This window comes from Bremerella alba, assembly GCF_013618625.1.
Taxonomy (GTDB): Bacteria; Planctomycetota; Planctomycetia; order Pirellulales; family Pirellulaceae; genus Bremerella; species Bremerella alba.
In genome coordinates this window covers 25,380-41,456 of sequence record NZ_JABRWO010000009.1, presented here as the reverse complement: position 1 = coordinate 41,456, position 16,077 = coordinate 25,380, and the positions used below count along the sequence as shown (strand labels likewise).

The 16,077-nt window shown below is 49.7% G+C and carries 11 protein-coding genes; 9 read left to right on the top strand and 2 right to left on the bottom strand.

What is annotated here, in order from left to right; all coding sequences use genetic code 11:
• The first annotated feature begins 12 nt into the window (after positions 1–12).
• From HOV93_RS15960 to HOV93_RS15930, 7 genes are all read left to right on the top strand, one after another.
• Positions 13–3,393: an ATP-binding protein gene (locus tag HOV93_RS15960; RefSeq protein WP_207397524.1), complete on the top strand. Its 3,381-nt coding sequence runs from the start codon at positions 13–15 to the stop codon at positions 3,391–3,393.
• On the top strand, positions 3,390–4,547 hold the full coding sequence (locus HOV93_RS15955; RefSeq protein ID WP_207397523.1) for a Wadjet anti-phage system protein JetD domain-containing protein: 1,158 nt from the start codon (positions 3,390–3,392) through the stop codon (positions 4,545–4,547). The genes HOV93_RS15960 and HOV93_RS15955 overlap by 4 nt, the downstream gene beginning before the upstream one ends.
• A gap of 198 nt (positions 4,548–4,745) precedes the next feature.
• Positions 4,746–5,771, top strand: a complete 1,026-nt coding sequence (locus tag HOV93_RS15950) for a hypothetical protein (protein WP_207397522.1) — start codon at positions 4,746–4,748, stop codon at positions 5,769–5,771.
• A complete protein-coding gene (locus HOV93_RS15945) occupies positions 5,764–7,836 on the top strand; it encodes a patatin-like phospholipase family protein (RefSeq protein ID WP_207397521.1) in 2,073 nt (690 codons plus the stop codon). Before HOV93_RS15950 ends, HOV93_RS15945 begins: the two co-directional genes overlap by 8 nt.
• A 65-nt stretch (positions 7,837–7,901) precedes the next feature.
• Positions 7,902–8,174, top strand: a complete 273-nt coding sequence (locus tag HOV93_RS15940) for a hypothetical protein (RefSeq protein WP_207397520.1) — start codon at positions 7,902–7,904, stop codon at positions 8,172–8,174.
• Positions 8,175–8,260: 86 nt separating this feature from the next.
• Complete coding sequence (locus tag HOV93_RS15935; protein WP_207397519.1) at positions 8,261–9,355, top strand: HNH endonuclease; 1,095 nt, start codon at positions 8,261–8,263, stop codon at positions 9,353–9,355.
• 10 nt (positions 9,356–9,365) lie between these two features.
• Positions 9,366–10,169, top strand: coding sequence for a hypothetical protein (locus tag HOV93_RS15930; protein ID WP_207397518.1), 804 nt, complete (start codon positions 9,366–9,368; stop codon positions 10,167–10,169).
• 1,192 nt (positions 10,170–11,361) lie between these two features.
• Here the strand turns inward: HOV93_RS15930 and HOV93_RS15925 are convergent.
• Both HOV93_RS15925 and HOV93_RS15920 read right to left on the bottom strand, forming a co-directional pair.
• A complete protein-coding gene (locus HOV93_RS15925) occupies positions 11,362–12,198 on the bottom strand; it encodes a DNA adenine methylase (protein ID WP_207397517.1) in 837 nt (278 codons plus the stop codon).
• A 96-nt stretch (positions 12,199–12,294) separates the two neighbouring features.
• Complete coding sequence (locus HOV93_RS15920) at positions 12,295–12,510, bottom strand: hypothetical protein (protein WP_207397516.1); 216 nt, start codon at positions 12,508–12,510, stop codon at positions 12,295–12,297.
• Between the two features lie 416 nt (positions 12,511–12,926).
• Here HOV93_RS15920 and HOV93_RS15915 point away from each other — a divergent pair, with 416 nt between their 5' ends.
• Both HOV93_RS15915 and HOV93_RS15910 read left to right on the top strand, forming a co-directional pair.
• Complete coding sequence (locus tag HOV93_RS15915) at positions 12,927–14,096, top strand: hypothetical protein (RefSeq protein WP_207397515.1); 1,170 nt, start codon at positions 12,927–12,929, stop codon at positions 14,094–14,096.
• 46 nt (positions 14,097–14,142) lie between these two features.
• Complete coding sequence (locus HOV93_RS15910; RefSeq protein WP_207397514.1) at positions 14,143–15,381, top strand: AlbA family DNA-binding domain-containing protein; 1,239 nt, start codon at positions 14,143–14,145, stop codon at positions 15,379–15,381.
• The last annotated feature ends 696 nt before the right edge of the window (positions 15,382–16,077 follow it).

Sequence of the window (16,077 nt, the reverse complement as noted above, 5' to 3'; positions counted from 1 at the left end):
AAAAGGCATAGAATGGTTTTTCAGAATAGCCTCCCATTTGAATCATCTGCAGCACGTGGATATCGACTCGAGAAAGTAGAGTTATTCAACTGGGGTACTTTCGATGGGCAAATCTATCGCGCCACACCCGCTGGCAATTCGGCGCTACTGATCGGGCAAAATGGCTCTGGCAAATCGACGCTTGTCGATGCTTTGCTAACTCTGTTGGTGCGACCTGGTGTTCGAAACTTCAACGTTGCAGCCGGAGCCAAGAAACGTGAACGGGACGAACGATCTTACCTTCTTGGCGCATATGATCGGTCAAGCGATGAAGATCATCAAAACATTCGAGTAAAGTATCTCCGGCCAAAAGGCGGTGCATACTCTGTCATTCTTGCCAGCTTCCGAAATGAAGATATCAGCAAGATCTTTACCATCGCACAGGTTCTTTACCTCGCTTCCGATCATAGCGTGGAAAAGATCTATTGCTTTTCGGACGATGAGCGTTCGATTCAAACTGACTTTGGCCAGCTACAAACGTCTGAGTCGATCTTGAAGATTCTAAAGCAGCGAGGATTGCGCGCAACGCGGACGTTTCAAGAGTACGAAGGGTGGTTTACAAAAACGACCCGCGTAAAAAACAAAGCGATGGAGGTCTTTAATCAAACGGTTGCGGTGAAGGACATCCAAAAACTCAATGATTTCATTCGCAACCATATGCTAGAAGCACACGACTGGGGCGACAAAGTCGACAGGCTTCTGGGACATTTCACGCAGTTAAGCGAGGCTCACGACAGCCTAGTACGAGTTCGACAACAGCGTGATCTGCTCGAACCAGTTGCGATCGCCGGCAAAGAATATCGAGAGATTGAACGTAGCCTCAAGGAAGCAGAAACGTTGCTTAACGCCTCACCGGTGTACTTCTCGCAACGAACAGTCGACCTGTTCGTCCCTGCCATCGAAGAAAGAGAGCAAGAGATCGCGAGTATTTGTAAATCGCGTGAAAGGCTTGAGGCCGAAATTGTAACCCTCCGAGAGAATTGCCGAACGATACAGAATCAAATCGATAAAGTCGGTGGGGACCGACTAAGGCTGATCCCCGGACTGATCGACGTGGCACGAACAAAGAGCAGCCATAAGCGAAGTGTCTATAGCGAATTTCAAATTGCCTTGACCACTCTTTCACTGGAAAGGAATGTCGAGAGCATCTCAGCCTTTGAAAGTATGCAAGCCAAATTGCCCAGCCTCCAAGCTGAACTTGAGTCTCAGCTAAACGATACCACCGAGCATCAAAACAATACTCTCCTTCAACGTGGCGACGTGCGAAAGCAATTGGCGGAGTTTCGTGATGAATTAGCCGGATTGGAACTTCGGAAAGAAAATATTCCGGAATGGTGCGTGCGCCTGCGCCGACTTCTTTGTGACGAACTGGGAGTGGCCATTCGTGACTTGCCATTTGCTGCTGAGCTGATGCAGGTGCGAGACGATGAAAACATGTGGGAATCGTCAATAGAAAAAGTTTTGCGGGGATTGGCACTGAGTCTCTTAGTCCCAGATCGGTTTTACGGCCTGGTCTCTACTCACGTGGAACGAACTCGCTTGGCCATTGATGGCCGTGGGCAGCGTTTGGTTTACTTGCGTGTGGCTGAACAATCAACAAATCATTCTGCGAGGCCTCTGGATGAACAATCACTCATTCGAAAACTGAATCTTCGCGATGGGCACTCATTGTTACCGTGGCTCACTGCTGAATTGCGAGATCGCTTTGATTATCGCTGTTGCGATACCGTCGAAGAGTTTCAGTCGTGTCGCGGATTAGCATTGACCCTGAATCGCCATGTGAAATCAGGCCGCCAACGTCACGAAAAGGATGATCGCGATCAAGCGATTAATCCGCGCAACTTCGTCCTGGGTTGGGACAATCGTGAGAAAAAACGCCGTCTTTCGGTAGAAGTCAGTCGGCTGGCGGCGATTGAAAAACAACTCTCGACCCAAATCGAATTGCTTTCGGAAGAGTTATCAGTACTTCGCCAGAGTATCAACGCTATCGTTGATATTCAAAAGGTAAAGAACTTTGACGACATTGACTTTACAAGACATGAAGAGGAGATCAAGAACCTTGAAAGGGAACGAGAAGTCATCGAGAGCCAGTCAGACGAATTGATGACATTCAAGAGCCGGCTTATCGAGTCGCAGGATTCTCTCAAGAAGATCGAGGAAAGCCGAGACCGATTGATTGGCGACGAACGGGAACTGAAGAGCCACAACTCTCAAGCGAGGCAAATCCTCTCAAATGCCAGAAAGCATTTGGAGCAATGCCAAGACGATAATGCTCTCGAACGATTACTCCCCATCTTTGTCGACCTGGATTTACACTTCACCAATTCGCCGCTTACGTCCGAAACGATATTCGAAAACAAACAACGCTGGCAAGATCTTCAGAATCAAAAGATATCTCAACTAAGAGATGACATAGAGCCCAAACGCAATCGCCTCACGGATGCAATGGCAAAGTTTTTAAGATCCTGCCCCGAAGAGTCTAATGATTTAAGAACCTCCACAGACTACCTCGACGCATTCCTAGAACTACGACAGCATATCTTGGATGAGGATCTACCCCGGCACGAGCAGCGATTCAAAGAAAGGCTTAATCAAAAGGTTATTGAAGAGATTGGACTCTTCCGAAACGCTTTGGAACAAGAGCGGCGTGGTATTGAAAGCAAGATCGAGATACTGAACGTTTCCCTAAAGAAGCTAGAGTATCGACCTGGAACTCACATCGAGCTTCAGCCGCGGCCAATTCGCGATTCCGATATTACCGCCTTCCAAATGCAACTTCGCGAATGCATCGAAGGGAGCTTTGAAGATACGGTTGAGGCTAACGAAGCACGCTTCCTCCGAATCAAGGATCTAATTGTCGATCTTCGCAATGACGACAAACGACGATGGCGAGAAAAGGTCACTGACGTTCGCCGATGGTTTGACTTCGTGGCTGCGGTCATTGATCGTAGTACTTTAGAGACTGTATCGGTCTATCAGGACAGCAGCGGTCAATCTGGTGGAGAAAAAGCCAAGCTTGCCTTTACGATTCTAGTTGCGGCAATCGCTTATCAATACGATCTTGAACCAGAACATCCCGTCAGCGATCGATTTCAGTTTGTCGTTGTCGATGAAATGTTCTCGAAAGTCGACGATCAACACGCTGAATATGCACTTGAGCTATTCCAACAATTTGGGCTACAGCTATTGATCGTCGCCCCGCTGGATGCCAAAGCACGAGTAACCCAGTCGTATGTCGGCTGTTATCTACACGTCGTTAAGAAAGACAATCGTTCATCAATATACGAAATGACCGCCACAGAGTTCGATGAGATTGCCGAGGCTGATTCCAGGGCTGGGGAAACTTACACATGATCCGGCCAGACGAGGTCAAGCAAAAGGCAGTCAATCTGTATCCAAAGTGGCAGCAAGCCTGGCTTAACGATGAGCCATTTTTCCCCCGGAGCATTCCGTGTGACAGGACACTAGATGAGAATCTGGCCGTTGCACGAGCGTCCATTTTGGCCTTGAAAACCAACTCGAAGGAGATTCTAGGATACGGGTATACCGTTCATTGGAAAGAGCGGAATTCTCGTCAGCATGGGAAGAATCTCTTTCCTGAACGAATTGAGATTGAGTCAGAGGAAGACTTTCTCCAACTTATCGGAAAGCAAAAAGAGTTTGATAGCTTCAAGTCCGCTGTTCGAGCAATACGAGATCACTACCCGCAGCTCATTCCTTGGATTCGGTCCCACCGTCGGAGCTTCATCGCGGTAACAGAATCACTAACAGGGCTACTCAGTGTGATTGATTATCTTGTCAAGAATCCTCGGCCAAATTGCTTCGCGAGGGAACTCCCGCTACCAGTCGATACAAAATTTGTCGAACGCGAACAGAAGACCCTTCGTCCGTGGCTAGATCTTGTCTTGCCACCACATGCAATTCGTGCCGATGAGGAGCACTTCTTTAGACGATTTGGTGTACGATATGCCGAACCCCAAATTCACGTTCGCTTTCTAGACGAACACATTCGGCAAATAGCCAGGTCACCGTGGGCTGAATGTTCTGTTCCACTTCACAGCCTGGCGCAGAAACCACTACCGGGAGAAAGAGTATTGCTTGTTGAAAACAAGATCAACCTTCTAACGCTTCCACCGGTCGCTAACTGCATCGCCATAGGAGGACTTGGCAACTCTGTCACTGATCTCCGTTACGTGACATGGCTCAACGAGAGAGAGGTTTGGTACTGGGGAGACATCGACGTCGAGGGTTTCGAGATTCTTTCGCGGCTTCGAGTTTTCTTGCCGGAAACTCACAGCATGATGATGGATAACTTTACTGTTACAACTTGGGCCGGATCGATAGGTGGGCAAGGAAATCTTAGAAGAGGAGGCACACTTCGGAATCTGACTACACAGGAAAGCTTGGCATACCAAGTTTGTAGTGAGGAGAATCTGCGAGTTGAACAGGAACGCTTACCGCAGAGTTTTGTAAATCGCACGCTGAACGATATTTTCTTAGAGACATGATAACACCTGAGAAGAAGGTGAAGTCGATCTGCTATATGCAGAGTATGTGTGACTGATAAAGTTGATTCACGACCGTTAGCATTCAACTGGCCTCAGCTCGGCTTTGCCCGCCTTATTCTGCTCGTTGTGTCTTTCAATTGAGTACGCCATTTGGGACAATCATGCGGTCCACACGGCTGCCGAGATGTCGAGGTTTTCATGCCGCATTCGAAACTTGTAAGAATATATGCCTACCAACTTTCGCCACGCCGCACTGCGACTTCTCCGCAGGCGGTAGAGGGGGGAAAGTTTCCTATCTCGTCCGCAATTCGCAACTCATTGGACGAGTTGTTTATCAAGTCGGGACTAGCGGCACAGGCGGAGGTGGACTTTCGGCTGAACACGGGAACAACAATTGGGAAGCACCCCGTACGTCAGCTCCTTTTACGGTTCACCTTCGGGGCTGGTACGACAGCAGCAGCCGCGTCCCGGAAGCTTTCGGAGAAACTTGCCGATTCCATGGATTATCGCTCCCCGCCGACGCTACTAATGATGACTTGTCTAAGAAACAGCGTCCAACGTCGAACAATTATGTGGGCATTTCCACAAGAGAGCGGCTTTCAATTTCGCACTGACACGGCTGGTGCTCGTATCCGACTCCTCAAGGATATCTTCAGCCACTCATCACGACTGCGAAAAGCGGCCATGTTTGAAGGTCGAAGCCGTAGATCAGGTTTTGCATCAGGTAGAATCATCGATCATCAGGCGTTTGGAGCATCTGGCGCTGGAGCCGATTACTGGGTCGATAAGTTTCTAGAATGCCAATTTGCGCTGTCGGGAGTGATGGGAACGCGGCGATTGGCAAGTTATTTACGATCCGCCCACGATGCCCTGAGTACTCAGGCGGACAAGGATCAGATCTTTAGTACAATTCTTGCGATCCGTACGTCGCCCGCTAAAAACTGGACGTATCAGCGTGTGGCGAATCGATTTTTGTCCGGAACGGCACAAGGTGAATTTCTCTCACGTATACCGGTGCGAGAGCGTGCACTAGTCTTTTCATTTGATCGTGACGAATTTGAGAAGAGACTGAATTTCCGCGTTTTCGAAACGCAGCAAGGGATCTACATTTCTGCACCGTTTGGAACAGTCGGTACTGCCGTGAAAGTGACTGGACAGAATCAGCGTCGCGTTCAGGTAGAAGACCTGATTGTCGATGAAAAAGTGAGATCTCGACATGCCTAGTCTTGAACAGGCTTATTGGATTCGGCAGCCAGTGCTCCTCGAAGCGTGCGAACTTCTTCAACGAGGAGTCTCCGATTCGTTTGGCGACCAATCTGGTTGTCGTTGCGATTTTCGTATCATCGAGCTGAGCAAACTTTTCGAACTGGCGCAGGCCACAATAAAAAGTGGCTCCGATGCTTGGAGCGACTCAGCAGAATTAATTTCAGGAACGATAACCATTCCGAAATTGGAGCAGTTGGAATACGCCTGGGAAATCATAGAGAAGCTTTTCACCATTCAAAATAGGCAAGATTCGACGGCTATTGTAGTGGTCCCGCCATGGGCTAAACCGGCTGCCTGGCAGGAGTCGCTGACGCTCCCAAGTCACTTGACAATTCGGTTCCAAGTAGATGCTACCTCGCCCCAAGTTGAGGAACCGGAGATCATTTCATTGTTTCAACCGCTGACTCTATCACTTTCTGGCGGTGGCGTGCGTGCGGCCATTTATCAACTTGGTATTCTTGTGTTTCTATCGAAGCAAAACCGCCTAAAGGACGTACAGGAGATTGTTTCGGTTTCCGGCGGTAGTATCCTAGCAGCACATTTCTTGAAGCACTGGCCAGCAGCTATCGGCCGTGAAAGTGATTTCCGAAAGGTTGCCGCCGAGCTCTTGCAAATCTGTCGTTCTGATATACGAAATCGAATATTTGTGCCGTGGCTTTGGAGTCGACTGTTGCCATGGTCCTATTTCTTTCGCAATCAAGGTCGCTCTGGAAGATTGCTCGGAGAGTATCAGCGTATTTTTGGTGCAACAACTTTGGGCGAATTGAATCAAGGATGTCCGAAGCTTGCATTTGTCGCCACTGATAGCGTTCAACACCATCGTGTTGCGTTCACTTCTTCCCAAATCCTACGATGGAACTTCGATGACGAAGAGGACTCCGTTCCGGCACCGATTCTTTCGAAAGGAGTTGAACTATCGCTTGCGGTTGCAGCCTCGTCCTGCTTCCCGCCAGTGTTCCCCCGGCTACATCTAGATCATCAGGATCTTGGGATCACATACCGTGAATTCAAACAGCAGTTGTACCTGAATGACGGGGGTGTTGTGACCAACCTAGGGATCGAAGTTCTTATCGCCTTAAGAAGTCTCGGCTGGACAAAGGGCAAGCTCATTCTGATCGCCGATGCTGAACGCATTTTGCCTGTTAAGCCGGGAGACTCACCGCTTGTTGACGCTGATGCAACATTCGCTGCTCTGGGCAAGTCCGCCCGGGAATCTGCCAGGCGAGAGTTCGGCACGAGTGCGATCCCGATTCCATTTACAGATCGAGTGGAAAGAGGTGATAGCCTTCCGTTTCGCGTTGAGACCGCGATGTTCAACTATCGGACCGATTTAGATGCGCCAACTTGGCAGGAAATACACGGGTTGATGGTTCACGGTGCTATGGTGGCAAGTCAATCCACTCAGGATCGCTTCGAGCCTGTTGATGTGGATGCGCTCAAAAAGACCATTTCCACGATCATTGCAGAAGCAGGCGGACCTCCACAATCTCCCTTGCCGAACGAAGCTGACTTTCTTCATAGTGGCCGGCGGTCTTACGTTCTTCTTTGGATGCATGGGATTCTTGCAACTATATTGGTCGTGTCTATAGCAATGCTGGCATATTGCACAATGCAATGGATACGGAATGCGCCTTCGCATGAGCAAAAGCAACCAGCCCTGAATTCATCGGCGGCTAACTCCGTTAGGCAACGCCAACAACAGGCAGGCAAAAATGAAGCGAAGAACACTAAGGAAACCCATAGCCGAAAAGTAGAGCAGGTCGCTGAGAGTAACCCCAAAGTATCGCCGGCGTCCGCTGAGATTATCGGTCAATGGAACTCTTACAGCGAGTCAAGTGATCTGGTACGGAGGGAGCCCCCAAAGGACGAATTGGTAGTGGCCTCAGCAAGCAAGAGCTTCGCGAAGGGAATAGCTGAGGCGAAACTTGCCAAGGGAGGTCCAAGCGGTGCGTTTGTTTGGGCATATCTGCACGGTGTACACCTGATCGTGACGGGAGCACCACATATCGCCTCGCGGTTTTAGTGCGTGACGAAGCCGGTTATTACTACTTGGCCACTCCTGTTCTCGAATCGATAGTGAAAGGAGTCTTGGATAAACCTTATCGGCACCGGTATTCGTACGGGCAATTTAATCTCCCCATCGGAGATATGGCCGATTCGCTCGCTCACGCGATGGAGGAAAAGGTCAAATTGATCGTAGAAATCAATGGCTACCGCGACAACAGCGGCTTCTTCGGCGCGACCCCGGAATCAGCAAGGAATCTCGTTGAAAAGTATTTGAATGGCACGATGTCGCAGATCGATCTACTAGAAGAACTCAACCAGGGAAGACGTCCTCATTGGTTCCGAGACACGACTTAGCATAAATTCGTTTAAAAGCTGATCGATTTCCTGTTCGTGTTTTATCTCTAGAATTCAGACCATAGCGATTACAAGGACACATTGGCATGCGACCTCTCTCAAAACCATCTCCGGCATCATACCTAGCGCCGGCAATGCTAACATTCACGGGAGCCAATGCGACCAAAATCCAAGCGGTGTTAGGGACGAGTACCCCGACTTTAGATGCTTGCCTCAATTTATGGTTGCGAGTGATCAAGGCCAAAAAGAGAAAGCCGTTGCCCAATGGGTTTGCGGCCTGGAATGATGCTGCCAAGATTATTCAGGGGCGAGTGGAAGAGATTTATAAAGAGGCAGCTGAAGATTTGATTTCTGAGCTCGGTGAATACTGTTCTTATTGTGAGTCTCCGATCACAGGATTGCTGGAAGTGGAGCATATCCTTTCCAAGTCGGAATTTCCGACCCTCTCCACTGCTTGGAGCAACTTTCTGCTGGCGTGCGGTCCCTGCAACAATTGCAAAGGTAATACACCCACACGACAAATGGTGCGTCGCTGGCTGGCGGCGAGAATCACCAATGAAGCCCAATGTGAAGGAGAGGTCCATAGACGTTACTATTGGCCAGATCGATTTCCTGACAGCTACCAGGCTTTGCCTGTAGACTTGTTCTACGACGTTGGTAGTGGGAATTGGCAGCAGGTTTCGCTGCCAGATGCGACTAGTGTTCAGAATCGACTAGTATCGGTTGACATTCCCAGTCGGACCGTGAGGGCTGACTTACCATCAGTTCCGCAGATGAATGTCCCTGTGTGCGCCCGTGTGATCCCTCGAGTAATCCAGGCATCAGTGTCAGGGGTGACGTTGGGGGTGACTCCGAAGGGAACATCGGAAATCATTGATCTCTGCGGTCTCAATACCACAAAGTCCTACCGCGTCGCCTACGACCGCCGCGGTTTGAATCGGACGCGTGCCTGGTTTTCTGCTGTTGAGACACTGAAGACACTCGCTTCGAGTCCTAACCAAGCTGATTTCGACCGCACCTGGTCACTTGTCGGCCGAACGGCTGCTGGTATCGGCTTCTTTTCCGTTTGGTTGCGTGTCTTTAGCATGACAACGGATCCCAGCGGGCAGAAGCTCGATCAGCGTTTTGTTAGGGAATATGCTGGAATGTTTGCCGGCACAAATACGTCACAGCTACCATAAGACATATCACATGCGACCAATCATCAAACCTCAACTGCCTGATTCACTATTCGCAATTCCAGCGTCAGACTTGCTACTCCAATCATTTGGAGAGTACTGTTCTGTTTCCGAACAACCGCTGCCTTCGCATCACTTTGTCTGGCATAAGGAACTCATGGTTGAGGTCTCCGGCACGGTATCGCCATCGTATTGGGATGATCTCTTGTTATTGAGCGAAAACTCCTACTTAGCGCAGCTTGGTAAGCGACAACAAGAGATGCAGTTTCCCGATGACATTCAAAAGCTTTCATACACGCTCGATCACAGAAGCCCACTCCATTATCAGTTGCAGCGAGTTACAGTCATTGTGGTCGATGAGCAAGGAACGCAGCTTTCGAGCGACGATCCTTTACTTGTCATCGTGAGTGGAAGAACTGACGCCGCCAATACTACTATTGATTACTTTTCGTTAAACACCCAGTTCTATGATGCTTCGAACACAACCTTCACCATTCCTCTTCAAGCCGTTCGAACGGGGTTTGATCGTCGCGTATCGCAACGCACCCACGTCTGGAAGATCGCTGTTGAATTTGCAGAACAATGGATAAAATCGCAGGATGACCGCAAGAATCAGGATGACCAACAGATTTTACTACAGCAAGTCAGGCGACTTGCTGCCGCGACTGGGTATTGGTCGACCTGGGCGGCGGCGATGATGGAGAATCAGGTACCTACTACAATCATCAGCGACATATTGTTGAGTCCATCGTCGCTATGGGAATTAGGACCGGGGCCACACAATCCTTATCCGGGAACAAATCCGCGCATAGCGTGATTGACAGCTGTCCTAAAGCCAAACGAATTGATGGAAGCCAAGTATCGCCCCCCGATGATTAACGGAAATCCAGATTGTTCTCGCTATATTCCCAGCAATGGATTCGCCCTCTTGCAGGGCCTTAACGATCTGTTCGGGACTACGTCGTTTACGCTTCTTGGTCATGGGAGTCTCCTTAGCCGAAATGGGCCTCTAGACTCTCATAACACATGGACCTGTTTTGGGGGAGCATGCCAGAGAGTCATCCGGTCGGTCGATTCTCCTATGCATAAGCTAAGTCGAAGTTGCTTTGATAGCCTCGAAAAACATGGCCGCCCTTTCGGGACGGCGAAGGATGGAGAGTCAACAACGACTTATCCTCGAATGGCGGAATCTCGATCCAAATTTCCGCGACTTGATCTGGGTTGGTTTGTTGCGAGAATCCCAACCCCTGGCAACAAGATCTTACGCTTCCCAGTGCGGGTCGTGACTGGCTATGTGGTCGTTGCGCGTCTCAAGATTTGAGGCACCCTAACCTACGGCCGTGGGTGACTTCTGCGTCGATACAGATGCCTAAGCGATGGTATTGGCAACGGAGAAGAGGTGAACGCATGTTCGCCACTTGAAGCAGGCCACCCAATTGAAGTAGACTCGACCCACCTCATCAAGCGGGGCTCTACTCAATAGCCAGTTTTCGAGTGAGATCTACCATGCAACTTGCCCAGGAACTCAAGTATTCCGAATGCGATGACACCGGCGAGGAATTTCGGCAACGACTAATTCGAGTGTTCGATACTAAGCACCCTTACTGCACGATCGATGAATTGGTTTGCCGCCCCAGAGATGCGATGAAGTATGCAGATGCTGTTCGTTCAGACGCAAAATGCAAAACACTTTCGGATTACATTATTCTGCAATCTGCCATGAATTTTCGAAAGCGAAAGAAATGGCCAACTGGGATGAAAAAAGAGATCACTCGGACCAATTTCAATCGGGCACTGGCAGATGCCGGATACCCTGGAGACCGTGACGCATTCCGCGAGTTTACTATCGATTGCCTAGCTAGTATGTACAAGAGCCTCTCGGTCGATCACATCACTTGCTATCCACGGCAAGCTTTAGCACTTTGCAACTTTGTACGTGATCATTCTGGTTGTACGAACTTGAGTGATGAGCTAATCCTGAGAGCGATTCAAGGCAACCGAAAGAACCCTCAGTAGTTCGACCACAAGCATTCCGTTTTGGTTGGTTTCTTCTTCTGAGAACTGGCCTTGTTGTCGATTTCGATGTCGAGCCGGTTCCATCCGTAGTGGCCGGCTGCGTCGTCGTAGAGCTTGTTGCGGTACCCACTGAGAAGGAACTTACCCTTCGCATTACCCAACGCTGTCAGCAGCTTCTCGTGCTGCTCGTTGGACATCTCAAACGTATAGGCCTGCTTGGCAACACGTGTGTCCAGCAAGTACGGCGGATCACAGTAAAAGAACGTGTGTTCCGTGTCCTCTCGTTCGATTACATCGACAGCGTCATCGCAGTAGATGGCAACACGACTAAGCCGCTCGTGAGCCTCTTCCAGTCCCTCAATCGCCGATAGCCAAGAAGATACCTGTTCGTTCATTCCGCGGCGTGTCCGGGATCGTGACATGGTTGCGAAGTCACGTCCGAGCCCCTGGCGGGATTGCCGATAGCGAACGAAGAACGCACAGGCTCGTTCAACAGGATCTTTCGAGTTGACCTCTAACGCACGTTCCCAAACAGGCTTTGCGAATGGAGTAAGAGACAGTCGCCGTTGCATCTCAGAAAACTGTTTCTTGGATTGCAGGACACGCCAGAACGTCACGAGTTCCTCGTAGACATCGTTAATCACTTCCGAGTGACCTTCGATAAGATTATCGGGCTTACGAAAGAAAACAGCTCCACCGCCAAAGTATGGCTCGATATAGTGAACGTGATCAGGGAACTGTCCGACGATTCGGGCCGCGAGGTAGAACTTGCCACCATGCCATTTGATCGGAGCAGAGGGACGTGAGGCTTTCGACTTCTGAATCATCATGCACCTGTGAGAAATGATGGCATTGCTGGCATCCATTCAAGCGTTGACCATTAGTAACAGATCGGCAGGCGAAGCGCAAAAGTCCACGCAACTTGCCTAATAGAACTTCCGCACCCCGGAAAACCGATTATCCGCTTTCGCCTTCCGCTCCTTCGATGCCTGATCCGGCCGGCGATTCCTCCGGCTCTCCTCAAACGCCTCCCAGTCCGACTTGCGGATCTTCCAGTGAGGCCGCAACGCACCAGGCTTGGCGATATTCACCCATTTGAGCTCGCCCGAGTTGATCAGCAGAATGATCTGGTCGATTTTCACGCCCAGAACGACAGCGACTTCTTTGAGGGGTATAACGCGGTTCGAGAAAGTCGGGCATGGTTCCAGTCTCGTGGTAGGCCCGAGAGGAATCGATCTCCTCGAATTGATAGCGATGGGAGAGCTTAGCCCTCCATGGACGCGAACCTTTATCTGGCTTTCGGTGACTGTTCTGGCGTTTCTTACATTGTTTGGGCATCCAGTATTTGACTTGATGCTCTCAATGATGATATTGATTCGAACTCGCTCCTCTGCAGGAGGCTCCTAGGCAGCACTAGAGAAGCAAACAGCAGCATTTTTGGTGTTCTGAACTCGCGCGGAATGCCACATACCGACCAGGGATAGGCCCCGTCCGCCGGCCTGAGGGTAGGTATCAATCGGCACGAAAATATTAGTTCTTCAAATCCGACAAGAATCAAATGTCAAGCAATAGTGACCGTCCAATCCAGCAAAACGATCGCATGCTTCCGTCACAAGAGAATTGGGTCAATTTCTCGGATGGCACGTCTGAATATCCGATGGCTGAATATCGCTTCTATTCAGATGCGTATGTTACGGGGCAAGTTACCTCAGGGTTGGGGCCATACAGTTTCCACAACACAATTCCGGCCCAACACCATGGGGATCAATTGACTTCTCCGATCGTGCTCAGGGTTGTGCTTGCCCTCTCACCGACAGGTTCCCCCGATTTTTCACAAACAGACGAAACTGTATATCATGGTGGATCTCTTGACGATGAAATCGCTGCTTTGACCTCCTTGCTAATTGGTATACGGATTCGTTCCGGTGGTGAGTGCCGTGAGTTCCGCCCTGGCGATGATCCACTTGGGCGTCCAATTGCAATTAGGGAAACCCTTCCCCCTATTTTGCGAGTACGACGTGGAAATCTGAGATTGCCTTCGGTAGCAGGGCAACACAACATGGGAGAGTTGAAAAAGCTCACAATAATTCCAAAGCTAGACGCGACGAGGTATGCAAATCTCGTGCGTGCCTGCAAACTCTACCAAGATGCTCTTTGGTTGGCTGAATCTGAGCCAAACTTCGCCTGGCTAATGTTAGTATCAGCACTGGAAGTTGCTGCGTGCGATTTTGACACTTCGACCGGTAACAACGAAGAGCGATTTCGGCGTTCGAAGCCGAAGGTCGTCGAATTACTTGAGAAACATGGTGTCCCAGATCTAGTTACACCGATTGCAGACGAACTTACTCATACTCTCGGGGCTATGACTAAGTTTGTGAAATTCAGCAAGAAATTTATCCCCTCGGCTCCCGATCTCAGACCGCTCCCTTGGATGCAAGTAAAGTGGACGAAAAGTGGATTAACGCCTTTACTTTGCAAGATTTATGAGTACCGATCACGTGCACTGCACGGCGGGATCCCGTTTCCGCTTCCGATGCTGGAACCGCCAAGGCGATTTGATGAAGGACCTGCGTTTCCGGAAACGGCGACATGGGGAGAAGCGGTAAGTGCCAAAAGTGGTACTTGGCTTAAGGAAGACCTTCCAATGAATCTGCACTGTTTTCATTATCTCGTCCGCGGGATTTTGCTGAATTGGTGGGATCATATAGATTCTGAAAGCGGAAGCTGAGTTGTAAGCGATAGTGAATATCGGCAGAGTTGATACGGGAGTCACGATGGATCGAGAGCTATTCGACCAGTTGCTAGATGAAGGCGAAGGAACAACACTCGATTTTAAGCAGCAGCAATATGCGTTTGGTCAGGTCGACGATGTCACAGCATCTGAATTGCTTAAAGACATTCTCGGCTTCGCGAATGCGTTGCGTCGAGCAGATGCCTTTGTTTTAATTGGAGTAAAAGAGATTCGAGGTGACAGGGCGCAAGTCGTAGGTATCCCGAAGGAAGATCATCTGCTTGATCACTCTTTGCAGCAGTTCGTAAATTCGCGAACCAATGCACCCGTTGAGTTCAAGTATGAAGAGTTCCAATATGATGGGCTACAAATTGGCATCATTCAGGTGATGCGTGACCAGCCAAGGCCGCTCTTTCTGCCAAAAAAGTTCGGCAAGCTTCAGGCAAATCAAGTATATATTCGTCGCGGCAGTTCTACAGACGTCTCACGGCCAGCTAATCCGACTGAGATCGCCCGACTAGCCGTATCGCAACATGATCGCCAGCCAATACTTAATATCGCCTTCGCAGATCCTGTTCGCGAGTCGGCAATTGGTCACATCATGAAAGTTGAAACAACGCTGCTGGCCCTGCCCAAAGTCGACGACATCCCCACGGTCGATGAAGCCGAAAGCATGGTTGGTTTTCAACCTGGTGACTTTCCGCTTCCGATTGTTCGTCCACGGTCGTTTGCTGACGACATCAGAGAGAAGTTCGCCTCTGAAATGAAAAACCAAGACTTTATTCGTGATTGGGCAGGTTGGGAGCTTGCTCGACAGTTTCTCTTTCCATCTCGACTGACGATAGAAAACACTGGCCAAGCTGAGGCAGCGGGAGTCTTGGCCGAAATTGAGATCGATAATCCTGGCGAGGAGATCGTAATCGCATCCAAACTGCCCGCGCGTCCGAAGAGAAAAACTCAAAGGTTTTCGCCTAAGTTTGATCCATATGATGAACTTGGTTATTCAATCGCAAGCAACACGGAATTTATCGACAGAGAAGGGAAGATCCTCATCAAGGTTGACTTTGGGCGAATGCAACCGGGGAGACAGTTTTTTTCAGATGTTTTCTACCTCGGCAAGCGCAGTGAGGGAACTATTCAACTTAGTACAAGAGTCTTGGCATCGAATCTACCGACACCGGTGAAGACAGAATTGACCGCCAAAGTCTGCCTAACGACCAGACATCTCGATGTTGGCGATGTGATAAAACTGTCTAACGAATTTACCGAGGAACCTGAGTAAGCACATGCTCGATTTCCTGCTCAACTTTCTTTCGAACCTCGCCTCGCGGCCCGTGTCAATCTAAGCCCGTATCGACGAAGGTAGCTTCTGGGCAAACAGATCGAAATAGATCAACTTGAGGTGAATGTCATCAGTGGCATCATCAGACCGAAATCGGCTTCTGGTCTAACACGCGATGCAACAACGCTTTAAGTAAAAAAAGTGCGGGCTCCTCCAGGAACATTAAGATGTTTTGGAGTTCCCTTGGTCACATTGTCCGCGTTTTCGACGATTCGTTTTTTGGGCTCCCTTTCTCTTTAGCCAGACTTGGGCCAACAGCTTTCCTACTAGTCCGGCCAACTCTGCTCGTTGGGATTCGATGGTTCTGTCGGTGACCTGTTCCATTGACTTCTCCGACGTTGGTGAGGAATTCGCATTTTGTTTAGCCATTAGATTATGGTTCTCCATTGTTCGTAATTATCTTGGTTTACAAGGCAAGGCCCCCTTCTACCGTCCTACGCGATGGTTGTTTCAATCTCAGAGTCGCCGGTTGCGCTTTGGCCATAGCCAAGAAATCGAGCGCAACGACCTCATTCACACATCCCAGGCGACGTTCGGTGGGGCCTATTGCGCGATGTGACCATTCCTTCCCAACCATGGTCCAGAGCGAGATGACGCATAGGTTTGGCTAGTTTTCTCGACGGAATGTTTCCCGCC

Coding starts and splice junctions, on each gene's coding strand:
- HOV93_RS15930 (WP_207397518.1), top strand. CDS start 9,366: ATGCGACCAATCATCAAACCTCAACTGCCTGATTCACTATTCGCAATT.
- HOV93_RS15950 (WP_207397522.1), top strand. CDS start 4,746: ATGCCGCATTCGAAACTTGTAAGAATATATGCCTACCAACTTTCGCCA.
- HOV93_RS15910 (WP_207397514.1), top strand. CDS start 14,143: ATGGATCGAGAGCTATTCGACCAGTTGCTAGATGAAGGCGAAGGAACA.
- HOV93_RS15955 (WP_207397523.1), top strand. CDS start 3,390: ATGATCCGGCCAGACGAGGTCAAGCAAAAGGCAGTCAATCTGTATCCA.
- HOV93_RS15945 (WP_207397521.1), top strand. CDS start 5,764: ATGCCTAGTCTTGAACAGGCTTATTGGATTCGGCAGCCAGTGCTCCTC.
- HOV93_RS15915 (WP_207397515.1), top strand. CDS start 12,927: ATGTCAAGCAATAGTGACCGTCCAATCCAGCAAAACGATCGCATGCTT.
- HOV93_RS15925 (WP_207397517.1), bottom strand. CDS start 12,198: ATGATGATTCAGAAGTCGAAAGCCTCACGTCCCTCTGCTCCGATCAAA.
- HOV93_RS15935 (WP_207397519.1), top strand. CDS start 8,261: ATGCGACCTCTCTCAAAACCATCTCCGGCATCATACCTAGCGCCGGCA.
- HOV93_RS15960 (WP_207397524.1), top strand. CDS start 13: ATGGTTTTTCAGAATAGCCTCCCATTTGAATCATCTGCAGCACGTGGA.